Genomic DNA, 19,290 nt, shown 5'->3' with positions numbered 1-19,290 from the left:
GTCTCCGGCGGCTCTTTTTTGCGTCTCGTTGCGGTTGAATTCCGAGGAATGACCCGCGGAAACCATATCCGCGCTTGTCACTGGACTCCGCGCTCCCAGCGCGCAATGATTTGTTCATCATAAGCCGGCGCCAAGCCGGACAGTTAAACAGTTGCGTAAGGGGCGTTAACCATGGAACGTTTGCAGGTCGAAGGCGCTCTCGTTCAGCTCAGCGAGCGATTCACCAATTCTGCGGCGTTCGGCGTCCTGTTCCGTGAGGGCATGGACCTCGTCGAAGAGACCGCGGCCTATCTCGACGGCGCCGGCCGCACCGAAGCCAAGGCGCTCGACCGCGCCGTCAGCCTGACTTATGCGACCGAGAGCATGCGTCTCACCACGCGCCTGATGCAGCTCGCTTCGTGGCTGCTGCTGCACCGCGCGGTGAAGGAAGGCGAGATGACGCTGAGCCAGGCCAACCGCGAGAAGACCAAGGTCAAGCTCACCGCCGCCGATCCCGGCCCCGCCGACACCGTCGAGAAGCTGCCGTCGCAGTTGCAGGACCTGATCCACCGCTCGATGAGCCTTCAGACCCGCGTGCGCCGCCTCGACACCACGATCCACACCCCGCCCGCCGAGCACGTCGCAATCGGCAATCCGCTGGTGCCGCACCTCAACGCGCTGAAAGCGGCGTTCGAGCGGTAAGGTCGATCCTCCCGTCATTGCTGTGCAAGTTCACTAATTCGCTGATCGAATCCGTTCCCAGCGTGGAGGATCCGATGCGCGACAACAGCTTCGACCGGACGATTGAGCGGAATTATCTTCAGAAGTGGCGGTTCCTGATCGCCGAGTATGAGGAGGTGAAGGCCGGGCGGTCGGCGACGTTCCGCCGGGTGGGAGACTTCTACAAGCACCACGGCACCTGCTCGCAGACCTTCCGGAAGTACTACAACCGCTACCTGCGGAGCGGCGCGGAGGCTGACCTGTTGCCGCAACGCCGCGGACCGAAGTGGCGCGAGCGCCGCGAGCCGCAAGGCATCGAGGCGGAGATCGTTGCTTGCCGAACGCGCGGCATGAACCGGTACGAGGTCCACGCTGCCTTGCGCGAACGGCGAGATACGGTACCGTCGCTCTCGACCATCTACCGGGTCTTCAAACGCAATCAGCTCAACCGCCGCACCCCGACGATGCGCGAGGAGAAACGTCGTATTATCAAGGACAAGATCGGCGAGCTCGGCCATGTCGACCTGCACCAGCTGTCCCGCGACATGTTCCTGGCGCCCCCCTCAAGCCCCGCCTTTATCGTCAGCCTGGTCGACAGTTGCTCGCGCCTGGCCTGGGCCGAGGTGCTGACTTCAAAAAAGGCCCTGCCGGTCATGTTTAAGACCTTGAAGATGATCAACACGCTCAACGTCACCTATGGGATCCAGTTTGCCGAGATCCTGTCCGACAACGGCGCGGAGTTCGCATCCCGCAACACGCCTGAAGAGCATCCCTTCGAGGCCATGCTGATCGAGCTCGGCATCAAGCATCGCTACACCAGACCCTACCGGCCGCAGACCAACGGCAAGGTCGAACGCTTCTGGCGAACCCTGGACGACGACGTCATCGAAGGCGCAACCTTCGATAACCTAGACCACTTCGCCAACGAGCTGTTCGAGTACGTGATCTACTACAATAACTTCAGGCCCCATCAGGCCCTCGGCGGCAAGACACCGAAGGAATTTGCCGAGGCCCAGACCTAAACCATTCGATCAGCGAATTAGTGAACTTGCACAATTGCGAGCGAAGCGAAGCAATCCAGAAGGTCTCCGCAGAGGCAGTCTGGATTGCTTCGTCGCAAGTGCTCCTCGCAATGACGAGAGCCCAAAAACAAAAACGCCCCTGGTCTCCCAGGGGCGTTTTTCGTCACAGCCTTGCGGCCGGATCAATCCTTTTTGAGAAAGCCCGAAAACTTCTTCTGGAAGCGCGAAACGCGGCCGCCGCGGTCCATGATCTGGGCGTTGCCGCCGGTCCAGGCCGGATGCGACTTCGGGTCGATGTCGAGGTTCAGCTTGTCGCCTTCCTTGCCCCAGGTGGAGCGGGTCTGATACTCGGTTCCATCAGTCATGACGACGGTAATTGTATGATAGTTCGGGTGAATTTCGGCTTTCATGGCAATTCCTCGGCGCCCCGGCGCCTTCTGGGTGGCTAGCGAATGACGGATTTGGCCGGCTCTATACCTCACGAAACCTCGCAAAACAAGCCATTCCGGCTGGGTGAACCGGGCTTGCCCCCTCAGGGACATCCCGGATTTGCCACTGCCGTTGCGCCGGCCTATTGGGAGCGAACGAATGCAATGGGTCGGATCTCATGAGCGCAGTGGAACGGGTTGATGACCGGTATGTCGATCCGCCTGAAATGAACTCCGCGGACACCCCGTCGATCGAGGCCGAGCTGATCGAGCAGCCGGCCAAGGGCCGCGCCAAGCTGCGGCCGCTGCTTGCGCTCCTCCCCTATGTCAGCCGCTATCGTGGCCGGGCGGCGCTGGCCTTCGTCGCGCTCACGATCGCGGCACTGACCACGCTGCTGGTGCCGGTCGCGGTGCGCAGGATGATCGATTTCGGCCTGACGCCCGAGGGCATCCAGCTGATCAACAGCTACTTCTCGGTGATGCTCGCGGTCGTGGCCGTGCTCGCGCTGGCGAGCGCCGCGCGCTACTACCTCGTGATGACGATCGGCGAGCGCATCGTCGCCGATCTCAGGCGTGACGTCTTCGGGCATCTGTTGTCGCTCTCGCCGGCCTTCTTCGATTCCGCGCGCAGCGGCGAGCTGATCTCGCGGCTCACCGCCGACACCACCCAGATCAAATCCGCCGTCGGCGCCTCGGTCTCGATCGCGCTGCGCAATCTCATGATGTTCCTCGGCGCCGCCGCGATGATGGTGATCACCAGCCCGAAATTGTCGGGCTTCGTGCTGCTGGCCATCCCCCTGATCGTGCTGCCGCTGGTCGCGTTCGGACGCTGGGTGCGGCGTCTGTCGCGCAACGCGCAGGACACGCTCGCCGACGCCTCTGCCTATGCAGGCGAGCTGGTCGGCGCGATCCGCACCGTGCAGGCCTATACCAGCGAGCAGTTCGCCGAGAAGCGCTTCGGCAGCGATGTCGAGCAGGCCTATGAGGCGGCGCGCACTTCGACGCAGGCCCGTGCGGTGCTCACGGCCATCATCATCTTCATCGTGTTCGCAAGCGTGGTCGCGATCCTCTGGATCGGCTCGCATGACGTGCTCATCGGCGCGATCACGCCGGGCCGGCTCGGCCAGTTCGTGCTTTACGCGGTGTTCGCCGCCGCGGGCCTCGGTCAGCTCAGCGAGGTCTGGGGCGAGGTTTCGGCGGCTTCCGGCGCGGCCGAGCGCCTGTTCGAGATCCTGCATGTGACGTCCGAGATCGCCGCGCCCGCGTCACCGCGCGCGCTGCCGGCGCCGGCGCGCGGCGAGGTCGGCTTCGATCGGGTCAGCTTCGCCTATCCGGCGCGGCGCGACGTCAACGTGCTCGATGCCGTCTCCTTCACGGTGCGCCCCGGCGAGAAGGTCGCGATCGTCGGCCCCTCCGGCGCCGGCAAGAGCACGATCTTTCATCTGCTGCTGCGCTTCTACGATCCGCGCAGCGGGACGGTCGCGCTCGATGGCGTGCCGGTCAGATCCGCTGACCCGCGCGATGTCCGCTCCCGCATTGCGCTGGTGTCGCAGGAGTCGAACGTGTTCGCGGCGAGCGCCCGCGAGAACATCCGCTTCGGCCGGCCGGATGCGACCGATGCCGAGGTCGAGCGCGCGGCCGAGCTCGCGCATGCCGCCGAATTCATCCGCCGCCTGCCCGAGGGCTTCGAGACGGCGCTCGGCGAGCGCGGCGTGACGCTCTCCGGCGGCCAGCGCCAGCGCATCGCCATCGCCCGCGCCATCCTGCGCGATGCGCCGCTGCTGTTGCTCGATGAAGCCACCTCTGCGCTCGATGCCGAAAGCGAGACGCTGGTGCAGACCGCGCTGGAAGAGCTGATGCGCCATCGCACCACGCTGGTGATCGCACATCGCCTCGCCACCGTGCTGTCCTGCGACCGCATCCTGGTGATGGATCAGGGCAGGATCGTCGAGCAGGGCACGCATGCCGAGCTCGTGGCGGTGAACGGGCTGTATGCGAGGCTGGCGCGGCTGCAGTTCGAGGGGGCGTGAGGGGCCTCACGCCCGCCACATCATCTTCAGCACCGGCCGCCCCGAGGTCGGGTTCACATCGTCGCCGGCATGGGCAAAGCCGTTGCGCTCGTAGAAGCGGATGGCGCGGGCGTTGTCCTTGTTGACGAGCAGCGTGACGCCTGATGGCGACAGCCGCTTGGCCTCGTTCACCAGCAGCCTTGCGGCGTCCGAGCCCCAATGGGCGGGATCGACCACGAGCTGGTCGAGATAACCGTCACCGTCGATGGTGACGAAGCCGGTGAGGGCGCCATCCTGTTCGGCGACGATGATGGACGCCTTCGGCACCAGATCCCTCAGCCAGCGCTCGCGCCACCATTCCAGCCGCGCGGCAAAGTCGATCTGCGGGTAGGCCTGCTGCCAGGTGCGATGCCAGAGGTCGATCGCGGCAGCCTCGTCCTCGGCGCGGTAGGGGCGGAGGTGGAGGGCGCTCACTACCGCTCCGTCAGCTTCAGCTCGATGCGGCGGTTGCGCTTGTAGGCTTCCTCGGTGTTGCCGGGATCGAGCGGCTGGAATTCGCCGAAGCCGGCGGCGACCAGCCGCTGGGCCGGCACGCCCAGCGAGATCAGGTACTGCACCACCGAGATGGAGCGGGCGGCGGACAGGTCCCAGTTCGACTTGAAGTTCGGGCCATTGACCGGGCGCAAATCGGTGTGACCGTCGACGCGCAGCACCCAGGGAATTTCGTTCGGGATCTTCTTGTCGAGCTCGATCAGCGCGGTCGCCAAAGTGTCGAGCTCGGCGCGACCCTCGGGCAGCAAGGTCGCCTGTCCGGTGTCGAAGAACACTTCGGACTGGAACACGAAGCGGTCGCCGACGATGCGGATGTCGGGGCGGTTGCCGAGGATGGCGCGCAGGCGGCCGAAGAACTCCGAGCGGTAGCGCGACAATTCCTGCACCCGCTGCGCCAATGCGACGTTCAGGCGAGACCCCAGATCGGCGATGCGGTTCTGCGATTCCTTGTCGCGCTTCTCGGAGGCATCGAGCGCCTCTTCCAGCGCGGCGAGTTGCCGGCGCAGCGCGCTGATCTGCTGGTTCAGCACCTCGATCTGCGCCAGCGCCCGTGCCGAGACCGCTTTCTCCGAATCCAGCGCCTTGCCGAGCTCGGAGGTCTTGCCTTGCGCGTCGTTGCCTGCGGCGGCAAGCCCGTCATAGAGGCCCTTGATGCGGTCGCGCTCGGTCTCGGCCGAAGCGAGGCCCGCTTTCAATTGCGAGACCTGGTCGTCGAGCGTCAGCTTGCCGAGCTTCTCCAGCGACAAGAGCTCGTTGAGCTGCGCGATCTTGGCGTTGAGCTGCTCCAGCGCCTTGTCCTTGCCGGTGACCTCCTGCGACAGGAAGAACTGAACGACCAGGAACACGGACAGCAGGAACACGATCGACAGCACAAGCGTCGACAGCGCGTCGACGAAGCCGGGCCAGTAGTTGAAGGCGCCGTCGCTGCGGCGGGCGCGGGCAAGAGCCATGATCGCCTCTCCGTATTAGCTGCTCAACTCTTCTCGGGCTGGCGCGCAATCCGCTCCAGCAGGCGCCGGATCTCGCGGTTCTGCTCGCCCTGGCCGTCGGCCCATTCGCGGATCATCTGCTGCTCGGTCCGCATGTGCGAGACCAGCGCCTGAATGGCTTCGGCAAGACTCGCCATCGCCGCGGTGGTGCCGCGGCTGCCGCTGCCTTCCTCGAGCACGGAGCGCAGCCGCTCGACCGCCGCCTGAAGCTCGCCGCTGGCAACGCCGCCGCCACCACCACCGGCCGCGACCGCAACCTCGCCGCTGCCATATTCGCGCACGGTGGTGGCGAGCCAGTCCTCCAGGTCGGTGTAGAAGCGGTTCTGCGCCTGGCTCGATTGCAGGTCGAGGAAGCCGAGGATCAGCGAGCCGGCGAGGCCGAACAGCGAGCTGGAGAACGAGATGCCCATGCCGCCGAGCGGGGCGGCGAGGCCCTCCTTGAGCGTGTCGAACAGCGCGCCGGAATCGCCGCCGACCTTGAGCCCGTCGATCACCTTGCCGACCGAGCCGACCGTCTCGATCAGGCCCCAGAAGGTGCCGAGCAGGCCGAGGAAGACCAACAGGCCGGTCATGTAGCGCGAGATGTCGCGGGCCTCGTCCAGGCGGGTTGCGATCGAATCGAGCAGGTGCCGCATCGTGGTCTGGGTGATCGTCATCCGCCCGGAGCGCTCGCCGCCGAGGATCGCCGCCATCGGTGCCAACAGCTTCGGGTGCCGCGCCGGCGCCAGGCCGGGATCGGCAATGCGGAAATTATTGACCCAGGAGACCTCGGGATAGAGCCGGATCACCTGGCGGAAGGCCAGCACGATGCCGATGAACAGGACCGCCCCGATCAGGGCGTTGAGCCCGGGATTGGCGAAGAAGGCCTGGATGATCTGCTTGTAGAGCACCACGCCCACCAGCGCGCACAGCACCAGGAATACCAGCATCCGCACCAGGAAGACGCTGGGCGAGGACAGTTTGGTATACTCGATATCCATGGGGGAGCGGGGCGAAGTGCCTGGCTTCATGGCCGGAATCATCCATTACGAAAGCTTGCTTGCGGGCGCACTATGGCACAGCGCCAGCCCAAAAAAAGCGCCGGATGCGCCGATTTCGGCAAGTGCCTGGGGAACCCGGACCGGAATCAGCGCTTTGATAGGCAAGGTGTCTGCAAAAGCTCGCCATTCGGGGGCCGCATGAGCGTTGTTTCCGCGATCATCGGGACTGCCGAACGCGTGCCGTTGCCGGACGTGGTGATCCGGGCCGCGATCCAGCGCCTGTGCTCGCGCTCGGTAACGCGCCTGTCCACGCTGGGGGCGGCCGACGATGCCGCCTTCGCCGGGCGGATGATGCTGCGGCCGATCGCCGAGGACGCTGCCGGCACCAGGCATGACGAGGTGCCCGCTTCGTTCTTCGCGCAGGTGCTCGGTCCCAACCTCAGATATTCGTGCTGTTTCTACAAGACCGATGCGACCACCTTGCAGGAGGCGGAGGAGGAGGCGCTGCGCCAGACCGTCGAGCATGCCGGTCTCGCCGACGGGCAGACCATCCTCGAGCTCGGCTGCGGCTGGGGCTCGCTGTCGCTGTGGATGGCGCGGCAGTTTCCGCACGCGAAGGTGACGGCGGTATCGGCCTCGCAGGCGCAGCGCGCTCATATCGAGGAAGAGGCGCGGCGGCGCGGGCTCTTGAACCTGCGTGTCGTCACCGCCGACATGAACGTGTTCGCGCCCGAGGGCCAGTTCGACCGCATCGTCTCGGTGGAAACGTTCGAGCACATGATGAACTGGCGCAAGCTGATGACGCGCCTGCGCGCCTGGCTCGCACCCGAGGGGCGCTTCTTCATGCATGTGGTCTCGCATCGCTCCGGCTCCCATCTGTTCGACCGGGCCAATCGCGACGACTGGATCGCGCAGCACGTTTTCACGGGCGGATTGATGCCGAGCCATCATCTCGTCAGGCAATTCGACGACATCTTCGCAATCGAGAAGGAATGGTGCTGGAGCGGCACGCACTACCAACACACCGCGAACGACTGGCTTGCGAACTTCGATGCGCATCGCGACGCCATCGAGGCGTCCTTGCGCAAGGTCCATGGCGAGGAGACCGCGCTTTGGATGCGGCGCTGGCGCTGGTTCCTCCTCGCGACCTCGGGCCTGTTCGGCTATGCCGATGGAACCGAATGGGGCGTCAGCCACTACAGGATGAAGGCTGCCGAGTAATTGCGATCTTCTGTCGCAGCACGCCGCGATGGAACCCGACTCACAATCGAGTGAGTCCACAAAAACCCTCAATATTCAACGCGATAAGTCGTGTGACATTGAGCCGCCCGCGCCATGTGTTGCATAGCAGCAGGTGCATTCTATTTTGACGACGTGACTCGCGTGCAAAACGGCCCAGAACGGGCCACGCGCGGAGCGTGATCAGTTTCAACAACCTCGGGGCACCCCACTTCATGTCAGGACTTCGTGCGCGATCGGCATGCGTTGCAATGATGCTCGCGGCCTTAGCGCCGCTGTTGGCCGGCTGCGACGAGTCCAGCTCCGCCGTATCCACCGCTCCGCCGACCGCCCCCGACGTCAGCATCGTGATCGTCAAGCCGCAATCGCGCGCCGTGGTGCGGGAACTGCCGGGCCGCATCGCGCCGACGCGCGTCTCCGACGTGCGGCCGCGTGTCTCCGGCATCGTGGTCGAGCGCTTGTTCCGCCAGGGTAGCGAGGTGAAGGCGGGCGATCCGCTCTACCGCATCGATCCGCGTCCGTTCGAGGTCGAGGTGTTGGCCAACGAGGCCGCGGTCGCCAAGGCCGAGGCCGCCCTCATGCAGGCCAAGCAGCAGGCGCACCGCATTGCCACCCTCACCAAGGATCGGGTAGCTCCGGAAGCCGAGAACGAAAAAGCGATCGCGGCCGAGCGGCAGGCGCATGCCGAGGTCGAAGGCCGCAAGGCGGAACTCGCGCGTGCAAAGCTCAATCTCGACTATGCGACCGTGCGGGCGCCGATCGACGGCGTCGTCGGTGCGGCTCTCGTCAGCGAGGGCGCGCTCGTGGTGCAGAACGAGACCAATCTGGCCAGCATCCAGCAGCTCGATCCGATCTATGCCGATTTCACCCAGTCGGTGACCGAACTCAACCAACTCCGCCGCGCTTTCGAAACCGGCGATCTCGAGCGGATCGCGGCCGACGCCGCCAAGGTGCGCCTCGTGCTCGACGACAACACCACCTATGCACTCGACGGCAAGCTGCTGTTCTCCGATGCCAAGGTCGATGCCTACACCGGACAGGTGACGCTGCGCGGCGAGTTCCCCAATCCCAAGCGTGAGCTCCTGCCGGGCATGTATGTCCGCGTCCGCATCGACCAGGGGCTCGATTCCGACGCGATCGCGCTGCCGCAGCAGGCGATCCAGCGCAATGGCGGCGGCGGCAGCGAAGTGTTCGTCGTCAAGGACGACAACCACATCGCCGTGCAGGCGGTGCGCACCGGCTCGGTGCAGGACGGGCTCTGGTTCATCACCGAAGGCCTGAAGGCCGGTGACAAGGTCGTGGTCGAAGGCTTCCAGAGGTTCGCCGCCGGCGACAAGGTCAAACCGCAATCCTGGTCGGAAGCGGATGCGACCGCGGATAACCGGCACGCCCAGAAGCTCACGCGGTAACGCGCCATGCCGAGTTTCTTCATCGACAGGCCGATCTTCGCCTGGGTGGTCGCGCTATTCATCTGCTTGATCGGTGCGATTTCGGTACCTCTGCTGCCGATCGCGCAATATCCGATCATCGCGCCGCCCTCGATCTCGGTCTCGACCAGCTATCCCGGCGCCTCGCCGGAAAACCTCTACAACAGCGTCACGCGGCTGATCGAGGAGGAGCTCAACGGCGCCTCCGGTATCCTCAATTTCGAATCGACCAGCGATTCGCTCGGCCAGGTCGAGATCATCGCCAATTTCCAGCCGGGCACTGATACCAGCGCCGCCTCAGTCGAGGTGCAGAACCGCATCAAGCGCGTCGAGGCGCGCCTGCCGCGCGCGGTGATGCAGCAGGGCATCCTGATCGAGGAAGCCTCCAGTGCGGTGCTTCAGATCATCACGCTGAACTCGACCGATGGCAGCCTCGACGAGGTCGGCCTCGGCGACTTCATGATCCGCAACGTGCTGGGCGAGATTCGCCGCATTCCCGGCGTCGGCCGCGCCACGCTCTATTCGACCGAGCGCAGCTTGCGCGTCTGGGTCGATCCGGCCAAGCTGGTCGGCTATGGGCTGACTGCCGACGACGTCAACAAGGCCATCTCCGCGCAGAATGCGCAGGTCGCCTCCGGCAGCATCGGCGCCGAGCCGTCGACGTCGAGCCAGCGCACCTCGGCGCTGGTGCTGGTCAAGGGCCAGCTCTCGTCCCCGGACGAGTTCGGTGCCATCATCCTGCGCGCCAACGCCGACGGTTCGACCGTGCGCCTGCGCGACGTCGCGCGCATCGAGGTCGGCGGCCTCAGCTACCAGTTCAACACCCGCCTCGACGGCAAGCCGACCGCCGGCCTTTCGGTGCTGATGTCGCCGACCGGCAATGCGCTGGCGACCGCGAGCGCGGTCGAGGAGAAGATGAAGGAGCTGTCGCGCTTCTTCCCGGCCAACATCAGCTATGAGATTCCCTACAACATCACGCCCGTGGTCGAGGCCTCGATCAAGAAGGTGCTGTCGACCCTCGTCGAGGCCGTGGTGCTGGTGTTCGTGGTGATGTTCCTGTTCCTCCAGAACATCCGCTACACCATCATTCCGACCATCGTGGTGCCGGTGGCGCTGCTCGGAGCCTGTTCCGCGCTGCTGCTCGCCGGCTACTCCATCAACATGCTCTCGATGTTCGCCATGGTGCTCGCGGTCGGCATCCTCGTCGACGACGCCATCGTCGTGGTCGAGAACGTCGAGCGCATCATGGCCGAGGAAGGCCTGCCGCCGAAGGAAGCGACGCGCAAGGCGATGTCGCAGATCACCGGCGCCATCATCGGCATCACCCTGGTGTTGATGGCGGTGTTCGTGCCGATGGCGTTCTTCCCCGGCTCGGTCGGCATCATTTACCGCCAGTTCTCGGTGACCATGGTCGCCGCGATCGGCTTCTCGGCCTTCCTCGCGCTATCGCTGACGCCGGCGCTGTGTGCGACCCTGCTCAAGCCCGTCGCGGCCGGTCACGGTCACGCGAAGCGGGGCGTGTTCGGCTGGTTCAACCGCATGCTCGAAGGCGGCAAGGAAGGCTATTCGCGCACCGTCGGCTTCTCGCTGAAGCGCACCGGCCGCCTGATGCTGGTCTATGTCGCATTGCTGGTCGGTCTGTCCTGGGCGTTCGTCAACCTGCCCGGCGGCTTCCTGCCCGTCGACGACCAGGGCTTCGTCACCACCGACGTGCAGACGCCGTCGGACTCGTCCTATGCCCGCACCGAGGCGGTGATCGAGAAGGTGGAGAAATATCTGGCCCAACGGCCGGGCGTCGACAACGTCACCTTCCTCACCGGCTTCAGCTTCTCCGGCCAGGGCATGAACACCGCGCAGGCCTTCATCACGCTGAAGGACTGGTCGGAGCGCGGGCCGAAGGATTCCGCCGCGGCGATCGTCAACGACATCAACCGCGATTTGTCGTCTTCCATTCGCGATGCAAAGATCTCGGCGCTCCAGCCGCCGCCGATCGACAATCTCGGCAATTCCTCGGGCTTCTCGTTCCGCCTCCAGGACCGCGGCCAGAAGGGCTATGCGGCGCTGATGAGCGCCGCCGACCAGTTGATCGCGGAGGCCAATGCCAGCGCCGTGCTCCAGAAGGTCTATATCGAAGGCCTGCCCGAGGCCGGCGTGGTCAATCTCGTGATCGACCGCGAGAAGGCCGGCGCCTTCGGCGTCACCTTCGAGGACATCAACAACACGATCTCGACCAATCTCGGCTCGAATTACATCAACGACTTCCCGAACCGCGGCCGCATGCAGCGCGTCGTGGTGCAGGCCGATGCCCGCGACCGCATGCGGACCGAGGACATTCTCAACTACAACGTCAAGAACAGTCGCGGCCAGCTGGTGCCGTTCTCGTCCTTTGCGACCGTAGAATGGGCGCGCGGGCCGACGCAGATCGCCGGCTTCAACTATTATCCGGCGGTGCGCATCTCCGGTGAAGCGAAGCCTGGCTTCACCTCGGGCGATGCGATCGCCGAGATGGAGCGGCTTGCCGGCCGGTTGCCGCGCGGCTTCGGCTATGAATGGACCGGGCAGTCGCTCCAGGAGAAGCTCTCGGGCTCGCAGGCGCCGTTCCTGCTGGCACTGTCGGTGTTCGTGGTGTTCCTGTGCCTCGCCGCACTCTATGAAAGCTGGACCATTCCGCTCGCGGTGCTGCTCACCGTGCCGCTTGGCATCGTCGGCGCGGTTGTCGCAGCGACGCTGCGGAGCCTGCCCAACGACGTCTACTTCACCGTCGGCCTGATCACCATCATCGGCCTCGCGGCAAAGGACGCGATCCTGATCATCGAGTTCGCGAAAGATCTGCGCAAGGAGGGCAAGCCGCTGGTGGAAGCCACCATCGAGGCCTGCCGCCTGCGCTTCCGCCCGATCCTGATGACCGGCCTCGCCTTCATCTGCGGCGTGCTGCCGATGGCCATCGCCCACGGCGCCGGCGGCGCCAGCCAGCAAGCGCTTGGCTCGATCGTGATGGGCGGCATGATCGCGGTGGTGATCCTCGCGCTCTTGATGGTGCCGGTGTTCTTCGTCTCGGTGCAACGCGTGCTGGGCGGGGATCGGGAGCCAGCGGCGGCGAAGGAGAGCGAGCCGTACGGGCCGCCGGCGCAGGTGAAGCCCTAACCGTCCCTCGCGAAGCTTACGACAGCTTCACAAAACTCATCGCTCTCCGATGGAACCAGATCCCGGCGAGGCTGTTTGCACGCCGGGTTAGGGGTTCCACGGAGAAATCGTAGAAATGCTGAAGAATATCCTTTCCGCTGCCGTTGTCGGCACCGGAGTGCTGATGATGTCGACCTTCACCGCATCGGCGGCGATTGTGTGTCAGGGCCACACCTGCTGGCACACGCATGAGGCCTACGACTTTCCTCACGAAGCGGGGGTCGTCGTTCACGAAGACAATTGGCACTGGGGCCCGCGCGAGAAGTTTGCGTTCCGCGAGCACGAAGGCCGCGGCTACTGGCGCGGCCGCAAATGGGTGGCTTGGTAGGCCCCGTAGAACGGCATGATATCGGAGGCCGCGGTCAAGCGGCCTCCATTCGTCGATTTGAGAAGTGGTCAGGTGGCGGCAGCGGCGACGATTCGCGAGGAGCGAAGCGAGAGAGGCTCGTCTACTTCCGCAAAATCTTCGCCAGTTCTCCGTGCACGAACTCGTTGCCGCACAGCACATGCCCCGTCGCCAGCGCGTCGCCCGGGGTGGCGATGTCGCTCACGGTACCGCCTGCTTCCTTCACCATGATCATTCCGGCGGCGATATCCCAGGATTGCAGATCGCGCTCCCAATAACCGTCGAGGCGGCCGGCGGCGACGAAGGCGAGGTCGAGCGAGGCGGCGCCGAAGCGGCGCAGGCCCGCGACGCGGTCCTGGATCGCCGTCATCTCGCGGCGGAATTCCTCGTGATCGCCGCGGCCGATATGGGGCAGGCCGCAGGCCACCACGCACTCGTTGAGCTGGCGGCGGCCGGCCACGCGCAGGCGCTGGTCGTTGAGAAAGGCGCCCTTGCCGCGCTCGGCGATGTAGAGCTCGTCATTGGCGGGGTTGTAGATCACGCCGGCGATCACCGTGCCCTCGCGGACGAGGCCGATCGAGATCGCGAATTGCGGGATGCCGTGCAGGAAATTGGTGGTGCCGTCGAGCGGGTCGACGATCCAGGTGTGGCTCTTGTCGGTGCCTTCGCGGGTACCGCCTTCCTCGCCGATGAAGCCGTAGCCGGGCCGGGCCTTGGCGAGGTCCTGGTAGAGGATCTCCTCGGCGCGCTTGTCGGCGAGCGAGACGAAATTCGCCGGCCCCTTCAGCGAGACTTGGAGATGCTCGATCTCTCCGAGATCGCGCTTGAGGCTGCGGCCGGCGCGGCGCGCCGCCTTGACCATGACGTTGATAGTGGCGGAATACAGCATGAGCTTTCGGTCTTGATATCGGGGGAATGGCGCGAAATGCCGCCTGTTTGAAGGATGGGGTGCCCTGCGAGGGCGCTTACGTCAAGTCATTGGGTCAAGTCATTTGGTCCCGAGCCACTTCTTGGCCGCGGCCTCTGCCTTGGCCCGGTCCTCGGCCGGCAGATCGGACAATTGCTTGTCGAGGTCCGGATCGCCCTTGCCGGCGGTCTTGGCCACCAAGTGCCATTTGAAGCCCTCGACCTTGTCCACTGATGTGCCCATGCCGTTGATCAGCACCCAGGCCAGGCGGTTCTGCGCGATCGCGCTGCCCTGGCGGGAGGCCTTGCGGAGCAATGCGACAGCCGCCGGCTGGTTCTTCGGCGTCCCGGTGCCGTTGAACAGGGCGATGGCGTATTCGACCTCGGCGTCGACATTGTCGGTCAGCGAAGCGGCCTGAAGCAGACGCACCGCCCTTTCGGGGTCCTTCGGCACACCGGTGCCTTCCTTGTAGAAGGTCGCGAGCGCGTATTGCGCTTCGGGCAGGCCGGCGTCGGCGGCCTGGCGCAACAGCTCGGCGGAACGCTTGACGTCCTGTGGCAGGGTATGGCCGTCGAGATAGAGCAGGGCGAGGTTATAGGCCGCCTTGGGCTCGCCGAGCTTGGCGGCGGACGCCATCAGCTTGACCGCCTCGCCCTTGTCGACCGGACCGCCGCGGCCGGCGATGCGCATCATGGCGAGCGCGAACATCGCCGCGCGGTCGCCGGCGTCCGCAGCGCGCTTGTACCATTCGGCGGCCTTGGGGTAGTCGCGGCGGATGCCCATGGCGTTGGAATAGAGCTCGCCGAGCATGGTCATCGCCTTGGGATCGCCGGCTTGTGCGCGGGCGGTGGCGAGCTCGAACGCCGTCTTGTACTGGCCGCGCTGATAGGCGCCGAACACCAGATCGACGTTGGAATTGTCGGTCGGCGGTGCCGGGATCACGGTTGCCGCCGGGGCCGGCTTGGAGGAGGGGGCCGGCTTCGGCGAGGCCGAAGGCTTCGGCGCCGGTGCGGCCTCCTTCTTCTTGGTGAGCGCGTGCGGCTTGGGCTTCGGTTTCTCAGGCGCCGCGCTCGGCGTTGCCGCCGGCGGGGTGATCTGGAGCTGCGCGACCGCGGGCACTGTGAGCAGTAGCGTGGCCAGAATGGTGATGCACGGGAGCTTCATGTCGGGCGCTAGCCGTGCTCCTGACTCGCAGGATCCTGGCTCGCCGTCGCCGTCGCATGGGCCTTCTTGATTGCAGCATCTATCTCGATCAAGGCGGCCCTGGGCCCGCGCGGATCGGTCCAGATGAACTCGCCGACCAGCACGAAGTCGGCGCCGCTGGCGGCGAAATCGTGGGCCTCTTCGAGCGAAATGGCAAAGCCGACGCAGGGCGGTTCGAACAGCTCGGCCCACCAGTCCAGCCGCTCGGCGATCGCCTGCGACGACGGACGTTGACCGTTGGCGACCGGCTCGCCGAACAGTACATAGTCGGCGCCGATCTCGCCAGCATCCATGGAATGGTGTCGCGTCGTCAGCCCGCCGACGCCGGCGATGCGATCGGGCTTGAGCGATGGCAGCGCCTCTTTCAGCGCGGCGATGCCGGGGAGGTGCGCGCCGTCGGCGCCGCCACGTGCGACGAGCTCGGGATGGCCGTCGACGAGCAGCGCGGCACCCGCCTTCTGCACCGGCGGCGCCAGGGCCTTGATGCGCGAGATCATCGTGCGCTGATCGGTCTCCTTCAGCCGCAGCAGCACCGCCGCGACATCAGCAGAGGCAAGCAGGGCCGGCAGCTCGGCGACGAGCGAACCGGGATCATCGACGACAGGCGTCGCAAGATAAAGGCGCGGCGCCGGGCGCGGCGGAGGCGGTTTGTTCGACAAGATCTAGGCTGCCTTCTTTTCCAGGCTGGTTTGCCATTCGCCCTTGGACGCCAGTCCGTTCATCTGCGCGCGATGGCTGAAGGCGCGCTGTCCGGCCGCGACGTTCTCGGCCTTGCCGGACCAGGCCTTCTGCGGCGCGGCCTGGAGCGCGCGGCCATAGGAGAAGGTCAGGCCCCAGGGTAGCGGGCCGAGCTTGTGCATGGCGTTGAGATGCGCGGTCGCCTCCTCGTCGGACTGGCCGCCGGAGAGGAAGGCGATGCCGGGCACGGCCGCGGGCACGCAGGCCTTCAGCAGCCGGATCGTCTTCTCCGCGACTTCCTCGACGGGCGCCTGCCTTGCGCACTTCTTGCCAGAGATCGCCATGTTCGGCTTCAGCACCATGCCTTCGAGAGCGACGCGCTGCACGCGCAGCTCCTGAAATGTCTTGTTGAGCACGCGGCTCGTCACCTCATAGCAGCGGTCGATGTCGTGGTCGCCGTCCATCAGCACTTCCGGCTCGACGATCGGCACGATCTGTGCTGCCTGGCACAGCGCGGCATAGCGCGCCAGCGCATGGGCGTTGACGCTGATCGCCGTCATCGAGGGAATGCCGCTGCCGATGTCGATCACCGCGCGCCATTTGGCGAAGCGCGCACCGCGCTCGTAATATTTCTTCAGCCGCTCGGCGAGCTTGTCGAGCCCGGCGGTGACGAGTTCGCCCGGGCACATCGGCAAGGCTTGGGTACCCTCGTCGACCTTGATGCCGGGAATGGCGCCGCTCTGTTCGATCAGCTTCACCAGCGGCGTGCCGTCCTTGGCATCCTGCCAGATCGTCTCGTCATAGAGGATCACGCCGGAGATGTACTGGCTCATGGCTTCCTGGGAGCGGAACAGCATCTCGCGATAGTCGCGGCGGTTCGCTTCGGTCGATTCCACGCCGATCGCGTCGAAGCGCTTCTTGATGGTGCCGGAGGATTCGTCGGCGGCAAGGATGCCCTTGCCTGATACGACCATGGCGGTCGCGATCCTGTTGAGCTCAGTCAGATTCATCGAGGGGTCCTCCCAAAACGATGCTGCCCTTGCCCGTGAAAATAGACCGTTCTCGGGCAATTGCCGAGTTAACGTTCGTCGCAGGGTAAAGGGGGGAGGTCAGTTGGGACGAAAAGGAGCGGGCTGGGCGACCCTCCACCTCGCCCCGCTTGCGGGGAGAGGTCGGTCGCGAAGCGACCGGGTGAGGGGGTACAGGTCTATCAGCGGGGCGCAACTCGCGGAGAGAGCCCCTCACCCCGCCCTCTCCCCGCAAGAGCGGGGCGAGAGAGCGTTCGCGCGGCTTACGCGACCTTCGGATCGAGCTCGCCCTTGGCGTAGCGCTTGGCCATCTCGGCGGTGGTCAGCACCTTCTTGACCTTCGAGGCCTGGCCGGCGGTGTTGAACTCCTGGAGCCGCTGCTTGCACAGCTTGGTCATCGCTTCCATCGCCGGCTTCAAATATTTGCGCGGATCGAACTCTTCCGGATTGTCCTTGAGCACTTTCCGGATCTGGCCGGTCATCGCCATGCGGTTGTCGGTGTCGATGTTGATCTTGCGCACGCCGTTCTTGATGCCGCGCTGGATCTCGGCCACCGGCACGCCCCAGGTCGGCTTCATCTTGCCACCATAGGCGTTGATGATGTCCTGGAGGTCCTGCGGCACCGACGAGGAGCCGTGCATGACGAGATGCGTATTCGGGAGCTTGCGGTGGATCTCCTCGATCACCTTCATGGCGAGGATGTCGCCGTCGGGCTTGCGGGTAAATTTGTAAGCACCGTGAGAAGTCCCCATCGCGATCGCGAGCGCGTCGACCTTGGTCTCCTGGACGAACTTCACGGCCTCGTCCGGATTGGTCAGGAGTTGGTCGTGGCTAAGCTTGCCTTCGGCGCCGTGGCCGTCTTCCTTGTCGCCCATGCCCGTCTCGAGCGAGCCGAGCACGCCGAGCTCGCCCTCGACCGAGATGCCGCCGAGATGAGCCATGTCGGTCACGGTCTTGGTGACGCCGACATTGTAGCCCCAGTCGCCAGGAGTTTTGCCGTCGGCCTTGAGCGAGCCGTCCATCATCACCGAGGTGAAGCCGGCCTGGATCGCGGTCATGCAGGTCGCCGGTTCGTTGCCGTGATCGAGATGCACGCAGACCGGGATATGCGGATAGATTTCCGTCACCGCATCCATCATGTGCTTGAGCATGACGTCGTTGGCGTAGGAGCGCGCGCCGCGCGAGGCCTGGATGATGACGGGCGCGTCGACCTGGTTGGCCGCGTCCATGATCGCCAGCGCCTGCTCCATATTGTTGATGTTGAAGGCCGGTACGCCGTAATCGTTCTCAGCCGCATGGTCGAGCAATTGACGCAACGTGATCCGAGCCATGTGTCTTGTTCTCCAATTTGGGCCTGCAAGGCCGCTAAATGTTGGCCGACTTGAGCTTACTTGACGCGCAGCACATCGACGCCGGGCAGGGGCTTGCCTTCCATCCATTCAAGGAACGCGCCACCGGCAGTCGAGACATAGGTGAAACTGCCGGCGACGCCGGCCTGGTTGAGCGCCGCGACGGTGTCGCCGCCGCCGGCGATCGAGATCAGCTTCTTCGCCTTGGTGCGCTCCGCGGCGTGCCTGGCGGCCGCGACCGTGCCGCGGTCGAACGGCTGCATCTCGAAGGCCCCGAGCGGTCCGTTCCAGACCAGCGTTGCCGCATCGTCGATCGCGGCGTGGACGCGTGCGATCGATTGCGGGCCGACGTCGAGGATCATGCCGTCGGCCGGGATCGCATCGAGCCCATAGGCATGCGACGGCGCGTTGGCGGCGAAATGATAGGCGACGGTGGCGTCCACGGGGAGGATGATCGCGCAGTTGGCGGCTTCCGCCTTTTCCATGATGCGCAGCGCGGTGGCAGCGAGATCCTTCTCCGCCAGCGACTTGCCGACCGCGACGCCTTGCGCGTGCAGGAAGGTGTTGGCCATGCCGCCACCGATCACGAGCGCGTCGACCTTGCTCACGAGGTTTTCGAGCAGGTCGATCTTGGTCGAGACTTTTGCGCCGCCGATGATCGCAATGACCGGCTTGGTCGGCGAGCCCAGCGCCTTCTCCAGCGCGTCGAGCTCGGCCTGCATGGTGCGGCCGGCATAGGCCGGCAGCTTGTGACCGAGGCCTTCGGTCGAGGCATGGGCGCGATGTGCGGCCGAGAACGCGTCGTTGACCCAGATGTCGCCGAGTTTTGCGAGCTCGGCGACGAAGGCTGGATCGTTCTTCTCTTCCTCTTTGTGAAAGCGGGTGTTTTCCAGGCAGAGGATGTCGCCATCCTTCAAGCCGGCGACGGCCTTGGCCGCGGGCTCGCCGATGCAATCGTCGGCGAAGGCGACGGCCTTCTTCACGACCTTCGACAACGCTTCCGCGACGGGCTTGAGCGATTCCTTGGCATCGCGTCCCTTCGGCCGGCCGAAATGCGCGAGCAGGATGACCTTGCCGCCCTTGTCGGAGATTTCGCTGATGGTCGGTGCGACGCGCTCGAGCCGGGTGGCGTCCGTGACGCGCCCGTTGTCCATGGGGACGTTGAGGTCGACGCGCAGCAGTACGCGCTTGCCCTTCACGTCGACGTCGTCGAGGGTGCGGAACTTAGCCATGTCCTGATCACTCGTTAGC

17 protein-coding genes are annotated in these 19,290 nt (G+C 65.3%); 7 read left to right on the top strand and 10 right to left on the bottom strand.

Features of this window, described 5'->3' with window-relative positions; genetic code table 11:
* Window positions 1–171 precede the first annotated feature (171 nt).
* Together NLM27_RS28755 and NLM27_RS28750 are read left to right on the top strand one after the other, a co-directional pair.
* Window positions 172–681 carry a DUF1465 family protein gene (locus NLM27_RS28755; protein ID WP_254146489.1) on the top strand — a complete coding sequence of 170 codons (510 nt, stop codon included), beginning with the start codon at window positions 172–174 and terminating at the stop codon, window positions 679–681.
* Between the two features lie 74 nt (window positions 682–755).
* The gene (locus NLM27_RS28750) at window positions 756–1,721 is read left to right on the top strand and encodes an integrase core domain-containing protein (RefSeq protein WP_254142329.1); all 966 of its coding nucleotides are present in this window, start codon (window positions 756–758) and stop codon (window positions 1,719–1,721) included.
* Between the two features lie 182 nt (window positions 1,722–1,903).
* On the opposite strand, the gene rpmE is transcribed toward NLM27_RS28750, so the two are convergent.
* Window positions 1,904–2,131: a 50S ribosomal protein L31 gene (gene rpmE / locus NLM27_RS28745; RefSeq protein WP_166813198.1), complete on the bottom strand. Its 228-nt coding sequence runs from the start codon at window positions 2,129–2,131 to the stop codon at window positions 1,904–1,906.
* Window positions 2,132–2,328: 197 nt separating this feature from the next.
* On the opposite strand from rpmE, the gene NLM27_RS28740 reads away from it, so the two are divergent.
* Entirely contained in the window at window positions 2,329–4,179 is a 1,851-nt protein-coding gene (locus NLM27_RS28740; protein ID WP_254146488.1) for an ABC transporter ATP-binding protein/permease, read from the top strand.
* A 6-nt stretch (window positions 4,180–4,185) separates the two neighbouring features.
* Here the strand turns inward: NLM27_RS28740 and NLM27_RS28735 are convergent, their stop codons facing one another.
* Genes NLM27_RS28735 through NLM27_RS28725 form a run of 3 tightly spaced genes read right to left on the bottom strand, consistent with a single transcriptional unit; the run spans window position 4,186 to window position 6,709 of the window.
* A complete protein-coding gene (locus NLM27_RS28735; RefSeq protein WP_254146487.1) occupies window positions 4,186–4,632 on the bottom strand; it encodes a GNAT family N-acetyltransferase in 447 nt (148 codons plus the stop codon).
* Complete coding sequence (locus tag NLM27_RS28730; protein WP_254146486.1) at window positions 4,632–5,660, bottom strand: peptidoglycan -binding protein; 1,029 nt, start codon at window positions 5,658–5,660, stop codon at window positions 4,632–4,634. Before NLM27_RS28730 ends, NLM27_RS28735 begins: the two co-directional genes overlap by 1 nt.
* A gap of 23 nt (window positions 5,661–5,683) precedes the next feature.
* Window positions 5,684–6,709 carry a flagellar motor protein MotA gene (locus NLM27_RS28725; protein WP_254146485.1) on the bottom strand — a complete coding sequence of 342 codons (1,026 nt, stop codon included), beginning with the start codon at window positions 6,707–6,709 and terminating at the stop codon, window positions 5,684–5,686.
* A gap of 168 nt (window positions 6,710–6,877) precedes the next feature.
* Here NLM27_RS28725 and NLM27_RS28720 point away from each other — a divergent pair, with 168 nt between their 5' ends.
* From NLM27_RS28720 to NLM27_RS28705, 4 genes are all read left to right on the top strand, one after another.
* Complete coding sequence (locus NLM27_RS28720) at window positions 6,878–7,900, top strand: cyclopropane-fatty-acyl-phospholipid synthase family protein (RefSeq protein ID WP_254146484.1); 1,023 nt, start codon at window positions 6,878–6,880, stop codon at window positions 7,898–7,900.
* 233 nt (window positions 7,901–8,133) lie between these two features.
* Entirely contained in the window at window positions 8,134–9,327 is a 1,194-nt protein-coding gene (locus NLM27_RS28715; RefSeq protein WP_254146483.1) for an efflux RND transporter periplasmic adaptor subunit, read from the top strand.
* Window positions 9,328–9,333: 6 nt separating this feature from the next.
* Window positions 9,334–12,489: a multidrug efflux RND transporter permease subunit gene (locus NLM27_RS28710; RefSeq protein ID WP_254146482.1), complete on the top strand. Its 3,156-nt coding sequence runs from the start codon at window positions 9,334–9,336 to the stop codon at window positions 12,487–12,489.
* A gap of 115 nt (window positions 12,490–12,604) precedes the next feature.
* Window positions 12,605–12,856 (top strand): hypothetical protein, encoded by a 252-nt coding sequence (locus tag NLM27_RS28705; protein ID WP_254146481.1) that lies wholly within the window; start codon window positions 12,605–12,607, stop codon window positions 12,854–12,856.
* Window positions 12,857–12,977: 121 nt separating this feature from the next.
* Here NLM27_RS28705 and NLM27_RS28700 read toward each other — a convergent pair whose 3' ends face one another.
* From NLM27_RS28700 to NLM27_RS28675, 6 genes are all read right to left on the bottom strand, one after another.
* Window positions 12,978–13,763, bottom strand: a complete 786-nt coding sequence (locus NLM27_RS28700; RefSeq protein ID WP_254146480.1) for an inositol monophosphatase family protein — start codon at window positions 13,761–13,763, stop codon at window positions 12,978–12,980.
* A 99-nt stretch (window positions 13,764–13,862) separates the two neighbouring features.
* Complete coding sequence (locus NLM27_RS28695) at window positions 13,863–14,945, bottom strand: tetratricopeptide repeat protein (protein ID WP_254146479.1); 1,083 nt, start codon at window positions 14,943–14,945, stop codon at window positions 13,863–13,865.
* An 8-nt stretch (window positions 14,946–14,953) separates the two neighbouring features.
* Complete coding sequence (locus NLM27_RS28690) at window positions 14,954–15,643, bottom strand: thiamine phosphate synthase (RefSeq protein WP_254146478.1); 690 nt, start codon at window positions 15,641–15,643, stop codon at window positions 14,954–14,956.
* A gap of 3 nt (window positions 15,644–15,646) precedes the next feature.
* A complete protein-coding gene (locus NLM27_RS28685) occupies window positions 15,647–16,672 on the bottom strand; it encodes a class I fructose-bisphosphate aldolase (RefSeq protein WP_254146477.1) in 1,026 nt (341 codons plus the stop codon).
* A gap of 281 nt (window positions 16,673–16,953) precedes the next feature.
* Window positions 16,954–18,021 carry a class II fructose-bisphosphate aldolase gene (fba, locus tag NLM27_RS28680; RefSeq protein ID WP_254146476.1) on the bottom strand — a complete coding sequence of 356 codons (1,068 nt, stop codon included), beginning with the start codon at window positions 18,019–18,021 and terminating at the stop codon, window positions 16,954–16,956.
* A 56-nt stretch (window positions 18,022–18,077) separates the two neighbouring features.
* A complete protein-coding gene (locus NLM27_RS28675) occupies window positions 18,078–19,271 on the bottom strand; it encodes a phosphoglycerate kinase (protein WP_254146475.1) in 1,194 nt (397 codons plus the stop codon).
* Window positions 19,272–19,290: the final 19 nt, after the last annotated feature.

It is taken from the genome of Bradyrhizobium sp. CCGB12 (genome assembly GCF_024199845.1).
Classification (GTDB): domain Bacteria; phylum Pseudomonadota; class Alphaproteobacteria; order Rhizobiales; family Xanthobacteraceae; genus Bradyrhizobium.
Note: the sequence above shows the minus strand (reverse complement) of the source record. Positions and strands in the feature narration are given on the sequence as shown.

What these genes read in the sequence shown, in the direction of transcription:
- NLM27_RS28755 (WP_254146489.1), top strand. Translation starts at nt 172, where the DNA reads ATGGAACGTTTGCAGGTCGAAGGCGCTCTCGTTCAGCTCAGCGAGCGA.
- NLM27_RS28750 (WP_254142329.1), top strand. Translation starts at nt 756, where the DNA reads ATGCGCGACAACAGCTTCGACCGGACGATTGAGCGGAATTATCTTCAG.
- rpmE (WP_166813198.1), bottom strand. Translation starts at nt 2,131, where the DNA reads ATGAAAGCCGAAATTCACCCGAACTATCATACAATTACCGTCGTCATG.
- NLM27_RS28740 (WP_254146488.1), top strand. Translation starts at nt 2,329, where the DNA reads ATGAGCGCAGTGGAACGGGTTGATGACCGGTATGTCGATCCGCCTGAA.
- NLM27_RS28730 (WP_254146486.1), bottom strand. Translation starts at nt 5,660, where the DNA reads ATGGCTCTTGCCCGCGCCCGCCGCAGCGACGGCGCCTTCAACTACTGG.
- NLM27_RS28725 (WP_254146485.1), bottom strand. Translation starts at nt 6,709, where the DNA reads ATGAAGCCAGGCACTTCGCCCCGCTCCCCCATGGATATCGAGTATACC.
- NLM27_RS28720 (WP_254146484.1), top strand. Translation starts at nt 6,878, where the DNA reads ATGAGCGTTGTTTCCGCGATCATCGGGACTGCCGAACGCGTGCCGTTG.
- NLM27_RS28715 (WP_254146483.1), top strand. Translation starts at nt 8,134, where the DNA reads ATGTCAGGACTTCGTGCGCGATCGGCATGCGTTGCAATGATGCTCGCG.
- NLM27_RS28710 (WP_254146482.1), top strand. Translation starts at nt 9,334, where the DNA reads ATGCCGAGTTTCTTCATCGACAGGCCGATCTTCGCCTGGGTGGTCGCG.
- NLM27_RS28705 (WP_254146481.1), top strand. Translation starts at nt 12,605, where the DNA reads ATGCTGAAGAATATCCTTTCCGCTGCCGTTGTCGGCACCGGAGTGCTG.
- NLM27_RS28700 (WP_254146480.1), bottom strand. Translation starts at nt 13,763, where the DNA reads ATGCTGTATTCCGCCACTATCAACGTCATGGTCAAGGCGGCGCGCCGC.
- NLM27_RS28695 (WP_254146479.1), bottom strand. Translation starts at nt 14,945, where the DNA reads ATGAAGCTCCCGTGCATCACCATTCTGGCCACGCTACTGCTCACAGTG.
- NLM27_RS28685 (WP_254146477.1), bottom strand. Translation starts at nt 16,672, where the DNA reads ATGAATCTGACTGAGCTCAACAGGATCGCGACCGCCATGGTCGTATCA.
- fba (WP_254146476.1), bottom strand. Translation starts at nt 18,021, where the DNA reads ATGGCTCGGATCACGTTGCGTCAATTGCTCGACCATGCGGCTGAGAAC.
- NLM27_RS28675 (WP_254146475.1), bottom strand. Translation starts at nt 19,271, where the DNA reads ATGGCTAAGTTCCGCACCCTCGACGACGTCGACGTGAAGGGCAAGCGC.